Annotated in this window: 8 protein-coding genes; 7 read left to right on the forward strand and 1 reads right to left on the reverse strand. The window is 49.7% G+C overall.

Annotation, left to right across the window (positions count from 1 at the left end; translation table 11 throughout):
* Window positions 1-229: 229 nt before the first annotated feature.
* Window positions 230-1,357 (forward strand): metallophosphoesterase, encoded by a 1,128-nt coding sequence (locus tag ACI4N7_RS02970; protein WP_439731886.1) that lies wholly within the window; start codon window positions 230-232, stop codon window positions 1,355-1,357.
* A 63-nt stretch (window positions 1,358-1,420) separates the two neighbouring features.
* On the opposite strand, the gene ACI4N7_RS02975 is transcribed toward ACI4N7_RS02970, so the two are convergent.
* Complete coding sequence (locus ACI4N7_RS02975) at window positions 1,421-1,930, reverse strand: succinate dehydrogenase (RefSeq protein ID WP_439731887.1); 510 nt, start codon at window positions 1,928-1,930, stop codon at window positions 1,421-1,423.
* Between the two features lie 321 nt (window positions 1,931-2,251).
* Here ACI4N7_RS02975 and gyrA point away from each other — a divergent pair, with 321 nt between their 5' ends.
* The 6 genes from gyrA (at window position 2,252) to ACI4N7_RS03005 (ending at window position 13,573) form a co-directional block, all read left to right on the forward strand.
* Complete coding sequence (gene gyrA / locus ACI4N7_RS02980) at window positions 2,252-4,720, forward strand: DNA gyrase subunit A (RefSeq protein ID WP_439731888.1); 2,469 nt, start codon at window positions 2,252-2,254, stop codon at window positions 4,718-4,720.
* A 316-nt stretch (window positions 4,721-5,036) separates the two neighbouring features.
* Window positions 5,037-6,959, forward strand: a complete 1,923-nt coding sequence (locus ACI4N7_RS02985; protein WP_439731889.1) for an adenosylcobalamin-dependent ribonucleoside-diphosphate reductase — start codon at window positions 5,037-5,039, stop codon at window positions 6,957-6,959.
* A 162-nt stretch (window positions 6,960-7,121) separates the two neighbouring features.
* Window positions 7,122-10,544 carry a DNA polymerase III subunit alpha gene (locus ACI4N7_RS02990; RefSeq protein ID WP_439731890.1) on the forward strand — a complete coding sequence of 1,141 codons (3,423 nt, stop codon included), beginning with the start codon at window positions 7,122-7,124 and terminating at the stop codon, window positions 10,542-10,544.
* A gap of 141 nt (window positions 10,545-10,685) precedes the next feature.
* Complete coding sequence (locus ACI4N7_RS02995) at window positions 10,686-11,477, forward strand: electron transfer flavoprotein subunit beta/FixA family protein (RefSeq protein WP_439731891.1); 792 nt, start codon at window positions 10,686-10,688, stop codon at window positions 11,475-11,477.
* A 10-nt stretch (window positions 11,478-11,487) separates the two neighbouring features.
* Entirely contained in the window at window positions 11,488-12,501 is a 1,014-nt protein-coding gene (locus tag ACI4N7_RS03000; RefSeq protein WP_439731892.1) for an electron transfer flavoprotein subunit alpha/FixB family protein, read from the forward strand.
* Window positions 12,502-12,694: 193 nt separating this feature from the next.
* Window positions 12,695-13,573, forward strand: a complete 879-nt coding sequence (locus ACI4N7_RS03005) for an aminotransferase class IV (protein WP_439731893.1) — start codon at window positions 12,695-12,697, stop codon at window positions 13,571-13,573.
* The last annotated feature ends 72 nt before the right edge of the window (window positions 13,574-13,645 follow it).

Consider the following 13,645-nt stretch of genomic DNA (forward strand, 5'->3'; position numbering starts at 1 on the left):
TTGCGATTGCTTCATATGCAGCGTGCAGGGAGATTCTTCGCTGACGATCAGAATGCATGAGTCGGGCGGGAAGACCAGTATGTAACGCTGACTATAAAACTTACGCCCCACAGGACGCTGCCATAATTCCCAGACCGAAGGCTTGTCAATCTTTAAAACACTTGTACTTTCCGGGCGCTCCTCTGAATCCTTTTGAACCCGGGCCGCAAAACGGTCCCAAGGAGGTGGAATGATGTTTGAACGGATGATATTGATGATTTTTTCCTTCCTGGGAATTTTGAACGGCATCTTTGGAGCCATTATTTTCCGGAGAAGAAGGTTTTATTTTTATCTGGCCGGAAGCTGGCTTCTGAGCTTTCTTTCTGCTGGCTATTTCCTCTGGTATGCCCGGGGGTATGATGGACTGGGCCTGTGGTCTCTCTGGCTGGGGTATCTGGCCTGCGGGCTTATGGTGGCGGAAATCATAGCACTTCCCTGCCTGTTTTTTCTCGCCCTTCTCTCCATTCCCCGAAAGCTGCAGAAGGGAACCCGTGCCCTGACGCTGGCAGTTTTGTTCCTCGCAGCCGGTATAGGAGTGTATGGAGCCATTGACGGCAATACCAGTGAGAAAGTGGAACATCTTGATGTATATGTGGACGGACTTCCCGCTGCTTTTGACGGATATCGGGCAGCCCAGATGACCGATACCCATATCGGACCCTATTTCCGCTACGGAGACCTTCCGGGAGAAATAGAAAGGGCCCGGCAGGAAGGGGCGCAGGTTCTTTTATTTACAGGGGATCTTATTGATGATATCAGACATATGCCAGAAGCAGCTCATACACTGGCAGAAAAGCAGGGGGAATTCCCTGACGGTATTATTTATGTATGGGGTAATCATGAATATTATCGGGGAAAAGACTATATTGAAAGTGAACTGGTGAAGACGCCGGTAAAGCTTCTGGTTAATGAACACACAGCCATTACCCGCGGCGGATCATCCATTTATGTGGCCGGTGTGGATTATCCCTGGGCCAGAGGGGACGCCATGAAGAAGGAAATGGATGATATGACGGAAGAGGCCTGGCAGGGGATTCCCCAGGGGGCTCCTGTCATCTTTCTGGCTCATCATTCCGCTTTTATTGATGAGGGATTCCGCAAAGGTGCGGCAGTCACTTTGACCGGCCACACTCACGGTACCCAGTTCGGGCTGTTTGGCAGGCCCATAATTACGCCCTTTACCTATACCCGGGGGCTTTACAGTGATGGCAGGACTGTTGGCTACGTTTCCAGAGGCGATGCCAGCTGGTTCCCCTTCCGGTTCAGCTGCCCCCGCGAACTGGTGATTATTACGCTTCATCGAAAACAGCCGGCCTGAACCGGTATCATTAGAAAAAACTGCTGAAAAAATCCTGCGGATGAATGATTCCGCAGGATTTTTTCAGCTCTTGGAAGAGGAAAGAGTAGTATCGATTTTGTTTTCCGGTTTCTGGGATATCTGGACAATCTCACTTCGGATCTGTTCCATTTCATCATTATTGTCCGGAGTAAGGGACTGCAGTGTAACTGCCGTCTTATCCGCATTGGTCAGAGGTGTTTCTATGGACTTGGACAGGGTGTTGTAGGAAAGGACAGCTTCTTTTCCGCCTTTAGCAGGAGTAATTACAAGACGCCCGCCGTCTACGGTGCCGGTACCGGAAAGGGAGCCGTTCACTTCCTTGCTTCCCTGCTGCACTTTATGCTCTACAGTAATGGTTTTGTCATCATTCTTGGTGAAAGTGACTGTCTCAAGGTTGCGTATGTGATCGCCGGACCAGTTGACTCCCGCATCCTGCACGCCCCACCAGGTGCCCTGCCAGGGGCCGCCGCTGATAAAGTGCACATAGGCGAAGAATCCGCCTCCTGCTATCAGTACGATGGCAATCACCATGGCTGCCAGGTATTTTTTCATTCTTCCACATCCTTCAGGTAAAAAAGAGTATATACCTTATTATATAAAAAAACAGGAATGAAAAAAAGAGAGATTTTTTTGAGAAATGGATTTTCAGAAAGGAAATAGGAAGAAATTTTTAAGAAATAAGAGAAAACAGGCTGCCAGGCGTTCAAACGGATATGTGAAATTGTGTAATAAAATAGAGAAAATGTCTATAAATGCGTTTAAATGGCTTTAGAAGGGCTTTTATGGTATAATACAGATAAGCAAAGTAAGTTCCCAAAGGACTGACAGGGCTTCCTGAGGTCCTTATTTTTATGCCTCAGTAAAGGAGGAACTATGGATTCTATCGAATGGAAGGAAGGTAAAATCATCAATACCCCGCTGGAGGGGCAGATGAAGAATTCCTACATTGATTATGCCATGTCCGTTATTGTAACCCGTGCGCTGCCTGATGTGCGGGACGGCTTGAAGCCGGTTCACCGCCGCATTCTCTATGCGATGAGTGAAGCCGGCATGCTTCCGAATAAACCTTATAAAAAGTCTGCCCGTATCGTAGGGGATGTACTTGGTAAATTTCATCCCCATGGAGATTCGGCAGTATATGAATCGGCAGTCCGCATGGCCCAGGATTTCTCCACCCGCTATCCCCTGGTAGACGGTCATGGTAATTTCGGCTCCGTGGATGGAGATTCCCCGGCAGCTATGCGTTACACGGAAATGCGCATGTCCAGGATTACACTGGAAATGCTCCGGGATATTGATAAGAACACGGTGGACTTCATGCCCAACTATGATGGCTCCCTGCAGGAACCGGTCGTTCTTCCGTCCCGTATTCCAAACCTTCTGGTTAATGGCTCCTACGGCATTGCCGTAGGCATGGCCACCAATATTCCGCCTCACAATCTTTCGGAAGTGGTAGACGGTCTCTGCGCCATGATTGATGATCCTGATATTACTATTGACGGCCTTATGAAATATATCAAAGGTCCTGATTTTCCGACTGCCGGCATTATCATGGGCCGGAGAGGCATTGATGATACATACCGCACGGGCCGGGGCTCCATTACCGTAAGGGCAAAAACTTCCATTGAAGATATGCAGAAGGGAAAACACCGCATTGTGGTGACGGAGCTTCCCTATCAGGTAAACAAGGCCCGCCTCATTGCTTCCATTGCAGATCTGCAGCGGCAGAAGGTACTGGACGGCATTACCATGCTGCGGGATGAATCAGACCGCTCGGGCATGCGGATTGCCATCGAACTCCGGGCGGATGTCAGTCCGGAAATCATGCTGAACAACCTGTTCAAGCATACCCAGATGCAGATTAACTTCGGTGCCATCATGCTGGCCCTGGTGGATGGACATCCCCGTATTCTCAACCTGAAGCAGATTCTCTATTATTATCTGAAGCATCAGGAAGAAGTCATTACAAGAAGAAGCCGTTTTGAACTGGATAAGGCGAAAGCCAAGGCCCATATTCTGGAAGGTCTGCTGATTGCACTGGATCACATTGATGAAGTGATCCGCACCATTCGTGAGTCCAGAACCGATGAAGTTGCCAAGAATGCATTGATGAGCCGCTTTGACCTGTCGGATAAACAGTCGACAGCTATCCTCGATATGCGTCTGCGCCGTCTTACCGGACTGGAACGGGATAAACTGGAGGCAGACTATAAGGATGTGAAAGAAACGATCGCATATCTGGAAGATCTTCTTTCCAGCAGGGACAAGATCATGAGCGTGGTCAAAGAAGAACTGCAGGATGAAAAGAAGAATTTCGGCGATGAAAGAAGAACGGAAATCACCGACGCACAGGAAGATTTCACTATTACCGACCTGGTGCCTGATGAACCGATGACCATCACGCTGACCAAACAGAATTATATCAAGCGCATGGATTCCGCTGATATCCGGGTACAGAGAAAGGGCGGCCGCGGCGTTTCCGGCATGAAGATGAAGGATGAGGATTATGTCTGGAAGATTCTGAATACCTCTACACATAACAGGATCCTCTTCTTCACCAATTACGGAAAGGTTTACATGAAGACAGCCATTGACCTGCCCAAGTCGGGAAGAACGGCAAGAGGAAGCGCCCTGATCAATTACATCCCCAGCCTGTCCAAGGGCGAAAGAGTAACGGAGCTTCTTGATATTGATGCAGCCGGAGAAGACACAAAGTACCTTCTCATGGTAACCAAGCGGGGCTATGTGAAGAAAACGGAAATCGCGGAATACCGGAATATTAATAAAAACGGCCTGATTGCCATTCGCCTCAACGAGGGGGATGAGCTGGTTACAGTTCTCCGGGTCAAAGGGGATGAGGATGTCATTCTGGGCACCCGGTTCGGTATGGCCATCCGTTTCTCCATCAATGACAGTGAAGTGAGAGCTATGGGAAGAGCTGCTGCCGGTGTTCACGGTATCCGTCTGTCCCAGGTCAACGGCGTGGAAGATGAAGTGGTAGGCGCAGTTATTGCTGCAGACAAGGACATCTTTACCATTTCTGCCGACGGCAATGCCAAGAGAAACAAGGCTGATGCCTACCGCATTCAGGGCAGAAACGGCATGGGCGTCCGCAACTTCAAGAAGGGCTTTGAAGTGGTAGCCCTGGTAGCTGCTGATGACAGCGATGAACTGGTAGGTGTTTCCGAACAGGGAATCACCATTAAGACAAAGGCCAGCCAGATTACCAGCAAGAAGGCCAAAGCCGGACAGGGCGTTATCCTTCAGAGACTGGAAGACGGCGACCGCATCGCTTCCATTGATGTTCTTTCTGAAGAGGATGACAGTACAGAAGAAGAATAAGGAAAGTAATACCGAAAAGGAAGAATCTCCTGCAGGATCCTTCCCGAGACACTTTTCCCGTTTATCAAAAAATGGCAAAGCCGGAATGAAGGCTTTGCCGTTTTTTGATGCAATGGAGAAAATCGTGGATTTTCCCGGCGGTTTAAGGGCGGAATTCATGAAAAGGCTTACCGGGATGCAGGCAGAGAAAGAGGACTGCTGAATTTCGATATTCCATGATAAACACAATATATAGTATGATTATATGATATTTGACACAATAGATTGTACATGATACCATGTGATTAATATCAATCAAGGGAAATGAGGGATTCGTATGAACCACTGGTATGACAATACAATCAGTCAGGGTATCCTGAAAGAAAAATACTATCATAAGGGAGAAAAGACCCCGGAGGAATTCATGGACCGGGTCAGCTCTATTTTTGATCCGGAACTGAAAAAGAGGGTGAGGGGATATCTGGAAGATACTTCTTTCTGCCCGGCAGGCCGGACACTCTATGCAGCAGGAGCCAAAGGAAAATTCAAGGTTTCCATGTCAAACTGCTATATTCTGCCTTCACCGGAAGATAATCTGGAATCCATTTTCCGTGCCAACTATGAAATTGCCCGCATTTTTTCCTATGGCGGCGGCATAGGTATCAATATTTCCAATCTCCGTCCAAAGGGGAGCGAGGTGCGCAATGTAGCCCGTACTTCTACGGGAGCCGTGTCTTTCCTCAAGATTTTCAATGTCACCGGCGAAGTCATCAGCCAGAACGGGCGCCGAGGCGCCATGATGGTGGGGCTGAACTGCAGTCATCCCGATATTTATGAATTTCTCCACATCAAACAGAACGAGGAAAAACTGTCCTCCATGAACATCAGCATCCTTTTTACTGACGAATTCATGGAAGCTGTACGGGACGACAAAGAATACACCCTCCGCTTTACCGTGAAAGCCACGGGGGAGAAAATCGAAAAAACCATAAAAGCCAGGGATTTCTTCAGGGAATTCTGTGAAACACAATGGGACTGGGGCGACCCCGGCGCCATCTTCATTGACCGGATGAACAAGAACCACCTCCTGGCAGGCTATGATGAATACAACATCGAAATCACAAATCCCTGCGGCGAATTCGGCGGCAACGCCTACAATGCCTGCAACCTGGGCAGCGTGAACCTGTACACCATGGTTGATGACAAGTTCAGTGCCCATCCGAAATTCAACGAAGAACGGTTCAAAAAGACTGTATACGACGGTATCACCGCTTTGGACGAAATCGTGGATTACGGCTATGAAGCACAGCCCCTGGATGCCAACAGAACCTGCATTGATGACTGGCGCTCCCTGGGCCTTGGCCTCTTCGGCGTAGCGGATGCCCTCATCGCCATGAAACTCACTTACGGCACCAAAGAAGCCAATGACTTCATGGGACATGTGATGAAAACCATGCTGCTCACCGCCCTCCGATCCTCCTGTGACAGAGCGAAGGAGAAAGGAACCTTCGGCCGTTACCGCTGGGAAGCCACCAGAAAATCTCCTGTCATGGAAATGGTAAAAGACCTGGATCCGGCTCTGTATGAAGATATTCATCAGCATGGCCTTCGCAACGGAACGCTTCTTGCCATTGCACCTACCGGTACTATTTCTCTCCTTATGGGAAGCTTTTCCGGCGGCTGCGAACCGCTCTACAAGATTTCCTATGAACGGACCACCCATAAAATGGAAGAAGCTCACGGCCATTTCAGGGTTTATGCCCACAGCATCAGAGACCTTTTGGAATACCACCATCTGCCACTCACCATTTCTGACGAAGAAATCGTGGCCCGCTTCCCCTGGGTCATCGAAAGCCATGAAGTGCCTTTCATGAACCGTGTCCGTATGCAGGCTGTTATGCAGAAGTATGTGGATAATTCTATTTCCAGTACGGTCAACCTGAAGAACAGTGCCACTCCTGAAGACATCTACCGTATCTACCTTGCTGCCTGGGAAAGCGGCTGCAAAGGCATCACTGTTTTCCGCGATGGCTGCCGCCGAGGAAACATCCTGGGCATAGATAAGGAAGATAAAAAGGAAATCGAAAAAGAAAGAAAAACGGAAGATAAGAAAGAGGACAGTCAGGAAAAGGCAGACACAATGACAATGAGACCTGCAGATAACACTCCTGAATGCCCCAAATGCCATTCCCACCACATCCACATAGAAGGCCACTGCAGCACCTGCGAGGAATGCGGCTGGTCCGCCTGCGGTCTGTGAAAATAAAATTTCAGCCAAATCCCGTCCGTATTCAGACGGGATTTTTTATGCTTTTGAGGAGAAGAAGAGAGAATCGGAGGGTGGGGCTTTTTTCTTGGCGGGACAGTTGTGTTACAATAAAAAAAATTGATTTTTCACAGAATATTGAATTCAGGAGGAACCATGGATCCATTTGTTCATCTTCATGTGCATACGGAATACAGTTTGTTTGACGGCACCTGCCGGATCAAGGAGCTGGTGTCTCATGTGAAGGAAATGGGACAGACAGCAGTGGCCATCACGGATCATGGTGTGATGTACGGGGCGGTGTATCTGTACAAGGAATGCATGGCTCAGGGCATTAAGCCCATTATCGGCTGTGAAGTATATGTGACCCGTGGAAGCCGGTTTGAGAAAAAGGTGGGTGGAGAGAAGGAAAAGCTGGCTCATTTGATTCTGCTGGCAGAAAATAATGAAGGCTATCGGAACCTGATTAAGATCTGCTCCAAGGCCTGGACGGAAGGATATTATTTCAAACCCCGGGTAGATCATGAGCTGCTGCAGGAATATCATGAGGGACTCATAGCTACTTCCGCCTGCGTAGGGGGCGAGCTGCCTCAGGCGATTCTGAACAGGGATATGGACAGGGCACGGAAAATTATCCGGTTCTATATAGATACCTTCGGGAAAGACAATTATTTTATCGAGCTGCAGAACCACGGCCTTCCGGAAGAAGCGGCGGTACGTCCGGCCCTGGCGGCACTGGCGGAAGAATATGGGCTGGGGCTTCTGGCAACCAATGATTTCCATTATACAAAAAAAGAGGATGCAGGAAGCCAGGAAATCAAGCTCTGCATTTCTACAGGAAAGACGCTGGATGATCCATACCATTTCCATTTTGCCAATAATGAATTTTACTGCAAAAGCGGAAAAGAAATGGAAGAGATTTTGGGACAGTATCCCGGTGCCATTGAAAATACGAGGAAGGTGGCGGATCGATGCAATGTGACGCTTACTTTTGGAGAGCATAAGCTGCCTTCTTTTGATGTGCCTGAAGGAGAGACATCCAAGTCCTATCTCAGAAAGCTCTGCGAAAAAGCACTGCCGGAACGGTATCCCCATCCGACAGGCAGAGAAAAGGAGCGCATGGACTATGAGCTGGGCGTTATTGAGCACATGGGATTTTCCGATTACTTCCTCATTGTCATGGATTTCATCCATTATGCCAAATCCCACGGCATTCCCATCGGTCCGGGACGCGGCAGTGCGGCAGGCAGTATTGTGGCCTATCTTCTTCATATTACAGAAATCGACCCGCTGCGCTTTGACCTGCTTTTTGAACGTTTCTTGAATCCGGAGCGGGTGTCCATGCCGGATATTGATACGGATCTCTGCTACCGCCGGCGGGGAGAGGTGATTGATTATCTGGCTCGGAAATACGGGAAGGACCAGGTGGCTCAGATCATCACCTTCGGCACCCTGGCCGCCCGGGCAGTCATCCGCGATGTAGGACGGGTGACCAACATGCCGCTTCGGGATGTTGATAAAATTGCCAAGATGGTGCCTTCCGGCCCCGGGGTGACACTGAAGAAGACGCTGGATGGTTCCCGGGAATTCAAGGATCTTTATGAATCCAATCCTCAGGTGCACAGTCTTATTGATCACTGTCTGGACCTGGAGGGACTGTCCAGAAATTCAGGCACCCATGCGGCAGGGGTGGTGATCTGCTCCCAGCCGGTGGATGACTATGTGCCTATCCAGCTGACCCAGGATGGTTTTATTCAGACGCAGTATGAAAAAGACCAGGTAGAGCAGCTGGGCCTTTTGAAAATGGACCTCCTGGGCCTCCGGAACTTGACGGTGATTCATGACGCTCTGGAAATGATCAGGACGAATCGGGGCATTGCGCTGGACATTAATGCCATTCCAACGGAAGATGAAGCGACCTGCCGCATGCTCTGCGAAGGTGATACCATTGGTGTATTCCAGTCGGAATCCTCGGGATTTACCTCTCTTCTCATGCAGCTCCATCCGGACCGCTTTGAGGACCTGATTCCTATGGTGGCACTCTATCGTCCGGGGCCTTTGGGAAGCGGCATGGCAGAAGATTTCATTAAAAGAAAACACGGAGAAATCCCGGTAGAATATCCCCATCCTTCCCTGGAGCCTATCCTGAAGGAAACCTACGGCGTCATCCTCTATCAGGAACAGGTTATGCAGATTGCCTCTGTCATGGGGGGCTTCAGTCTTGGGCAGGCAGATATGCTCCGCCGGGCCATGGGACATAAGGAACCGGAAATCCTGCAGAAGAACCGGGATACCTTTGTGGAAGGAGCCGTAAAGAACGGCGTGGACAGTAAGACTGCCAATTATGTATTCGATCTGATGGTTCATTTTGCAGGGTATGGATTCAACAAATCCCACAGCGTATGCTACGGATGGATTGCCTGGCAGACGGCATACCTGAAAGCACACTACCGCCCTGAATTTATGGCGGCCATGATGACCTGCTATATCGGCGACCGTGATAAGGTGAGCCGCTATATTTCCGATACCAGAAGAGCAGGCGTGGAAATTGCCGCTCCTGATGTCAATCTGTCGGAAGCCTATTTTTCAGTAAAGGGCAATAAAATCCTTTTCGGCCTTGACGGTATCCAGAACGTAGGGGAAAATGCGGTTGAAGGCATCATAGAAGCCAGAAAAAAAGGAGGTCCCTTCAGGAGCCTCAGCGATTTTCTGGAACGGGTGGACAGCCGGGGACTGAACAGCCGGGCCTGTGAAAGTCTTATCCGCTGCGGGGCACTGGACTCTTTGGGGCTTAACCGTTCCCAGATGCTGGCAGTTCTGCCTGAAGCGATGAGCCAGGCCCAGTCCGTCAGGGAAGACCGGGAGTCGGGACAGGTGAGCCTTTTTGGTGAAGAGGAAGAAACAAAGGCCATCTCCTATCCATCTCTTCCGGATATGCCGCAGAGCGAAAAAATCGACTGGGAAAGAAAGCTGCTGGGGTTTTATGTCAGCGGCCATCCCTTGGACGCCTACAAAGAGCAGATGGCCCACTGCACGCCTATTTACAAACTGGTTTCCGAAAGCGCCCGGTATGACGGAAAAGCCGTAACTATCGGCGGTACCGTGACAAGGGTGAAGGGAACCATGACAAAAAAAGGAGCACCTATGGGATATGCCACCATAGAGGACTATGACGGAGATCTGGAAGCGGTGATATTCCCATCGGTGTGGGAGAAAGCGAGACCGGTTCTGACAGAAGACGCCGCGGTCTGTGTAAGAGGCCGGGTGCAGTCCAATGAAAGGGAAGTCAAGATTCTGGCGGATGAAATCATTCCACTTTCCACTTTCCATAAAACGGTACGTCCACCGGTGTCCGCAGTCCATCTCTATGTGGATGAACGTCACGAAAATAATATGGTCAGCGATGCCCTGGGCCGCATTCTTCTTAAATATCACGGAGAAACACCGGTATTTCTTCATCTTCAGAGAACAAGGCAGGAAATCCGGATGATTCCTAAATTTTATCTGGACTTTTCAGAAGAAGCGGAGGAGGCCCTGAAGGGACTTCTGGGAAATGCCTGCGTGGAGGGGCGGAAGTGAATGATGCATGGCAGCAGGCTGCTGATGGCATATGGATCTCATGAATCTGGGTATGCCGCGGAAGGCCGCTGTATGGTATACTAAAAAAGAATGAATTTTTCTAAAACAGGAAGCCTTGCAGTCGTTTCAAAGGGGGTTATTATGAAGTTCTTGGTTTGCGTAAAGCAGGTAGTGGATACTTCTAAAATGGAAGTGGATCCTGCTACAGGAAGATTAAAAAGAAATAATGCAAACAGTATCCTGAATCCTATGGACAGGAATGCACTGGAAGCCGCACTGGCTCTGAAGGATCAGATCGGAGGCAAGGTATCGGTTATCACCATGGGACCGCCCCAGGCAGCAGCGGTGCTGAAGGAAGCCGTGTCCATGGGCGCTGATGATGTGTACCTGGTAACAGACCGCGCCTTCGGCGGCGCTGACACGCTGGCTACCAGCTATACTTTGTCCAAGGCCATTGAAAAGATCGGGCCCTTTGACCTGATTTTCTGCGGACAGGAGTCCATTGACAGCAATACAGCCCAGATCGGACCGGAGCTGGCGGCAGCACTGGGCATTTCCGATGTAAGCGCTGCTTCAGGCATTTCCTATGAAAAAGAAGGATTCCTTACGGTAGAGCGGCAGATGGGAGAAGACAGGGAAGTACTGGATATGAAACTTCCCGGAGTGGTGACCTGCACGGCGGAAATGAATAAGCCCAGGTATCCCAGCATTAAAGGCATTCTGAAAAAGGATGAGGTGGAAATTCATAATATCACTGCAGGGGATCTGGATGTAGAGGAAGGCCGTATCGGCATGAAAGGATCTCCGACCCAGGTGCGTCAGGTTCGTCCGGTGGTGCCTCCGAAGAAGGAGAATCTCCGTATTGAAGGCAAAACGGCAGCAGAAGCAGTGGATGAACTCTTTGGTGCCATGCAGAAATTGAATCTGGTGTAGGAGGGCAATGATGGATTTTTCTGAATATAAGGGAATATATGTAATTGGCGCTCTCGTAGACGGCAGAATTCAGAAGGTAACCGGGGAGCTGACAGGAGAAGCCAGACAGCTGGCAGATGCATTGAAGGAAACAGTGAATGTGGTGCTGATCGGTGAAAAGCTTTCCGACTCTGCCGATTCCCTGATTCCTCTCGGGGCAGACCATGTGTATGTCCTTACTCACAGACTTCTTTCCCATTATGACGGGAAGGCTTATCAGCAGGTGCTGGCCCGCTTTTTGAAGGAGAAGAAGCCGGATACGGTTATTTTTGCAGCTACGCCTTTCGGCAGGGATCTGGCACCCCGTACGGCGGCAGAACTGGTTTGCGGCGTGACGGCTGATGTGACGGAGCTTTCCGCCGATCAGGAAAAAAGGCTGGTCATCTGGTCCCGTCCGGCTATGGACGGCAATATCATGGCCGATATTGTCAGCCCGCTGTATCGGCCTCAGGTGGGAACCGTGCGCCCCGGTATTTTCAAATATCCTGAAGCGGATGATTCCCGCAGGGGAACTGTGGAAGAAGTGCCGGTAAGCCTTTCTTCTGATGATCTGGGAACGATTCTTAAATCCATTATCCGGGGTGAAAAGGATGAGAACCCAGTGGAAACGGCAAAGATTATTGTAGCCGGCGGACGCGGATTCCACAACCGGGAAGAATGGGAGAGAGTGCATGAACTGGCAGATCTTCTGGGCGCTGCTGTAGGGTGCAGCCGGCCTGTTTCCGAACTGGGATGGGAGCCTCACAGCCGCCAGATCGGTCAGACAGGGAAAGGCGTATCTCCCCGTGTCTACATTGCACTGGGTATTTCCGGTGCCATGCAGCATATGTGTGCTGTAAATGCGGATATTGTTATCGCTGTGAACAAGGATGCCAAGGCACCTATTATGGAAATGGCTGATTATGCTGTGGTGGCAGACCTGAAAGAATTCATGCCTCTTCTTATAGAAAAAATAAAGGAATGGAAGGCAGAAAAACAGGCCTGAGAATGATATAATGAAATGGAAGTACCTTTAGGGAAGCACTGCCTGTGCCACAGAATCGGGGCTCATTAAAAGCGGCCTTTTCATCTGCCCTGTAGACAGAGAACGTGAAATCTGATGGCAGGAGGCGGATTTTCCCTAGAAAAAGCAGGAATCGGATTTCCTGCAAACCCTTTTCCTTTTGGAGGTGAACGGTATGGCAGAAGCAAAAACTACCATATATTACAATCACAATTTCTACTATGATTTCTCCAAGATTATCAGTGCCGATGACAGGGGACTGCAGTTTGGCGACGGCTGCTATGAATGGATCCGTGTTTTCCGGGGACATCCTTTTGCCCTTTCTTATCATGTAGACCGCCTGTATCGCTCCATGCGTCTTCTGGGCATCCGTCCGGTGACTGCACCTGATGAATTTACAGAAATTGTAGAAGTAGTTATTGAAGAAACAGGAGTAAAGGAAGGCTATGTAAAGATTATCGTGACCCGTGGCAGCGGAGATCATGATTTTACCATTCCTTCCAGAAATGCTCTGCGGCCCAATGTGCTTGTGTATGCGAAACCCATTGATCTTGACAGGATTGCCAAGGTACAGGAAGGTGTCAAGTGCATAACCATGAATGATGATCGGGGACATCACTGCGACATTCTTTCCCTGAACCAGCTGAATAATATGATGGCCAGAGCAGAGGCACAGAAAAAGGGCTGCTATGATGCCATTTTTATCAAGGATGACCTTCTTACCGAAGCCAGCCATTCCAATGTGTGCATTGTCAAGGCCGGCGTCATCTGGACTCCTGCTAAAAATGAGTATATGATTCCCGGCATTACCCGCTCGCTGGTGCTTTCCCGTGTAGCACCTACCGCCGGCGTCACGTCCATTGATGACGGAGCGGAACCGGTACGCCTGCATAACATGATGGAGGCGGAAGAAGTATTTCTCACCAATACCCAGGATGGCATCATCCCTGTGCTTTCTATTGATGGAAAGCCTATCGGCGATGGCAAGGTAGGAACGGTAACAAAGAAGATCCAGGAGCATTATGCGCACCTGATGACCGATGGTCTGCCGTAATGGGCAGGGAAAAAAGCAGCCGAAAAGGCTGCTTTTTTGCTTTTGCGATTTTGCGGTAACCGGGGCGGGAAG

It is taken from the genome of Dialister sp. (assembly GCF_051885895.1).
Taxonomy (GTDB): domain Bacteria; phylum Bacillota; class Negativicutes; order Veillonellales; family Dialisteraceae; genus Dialister.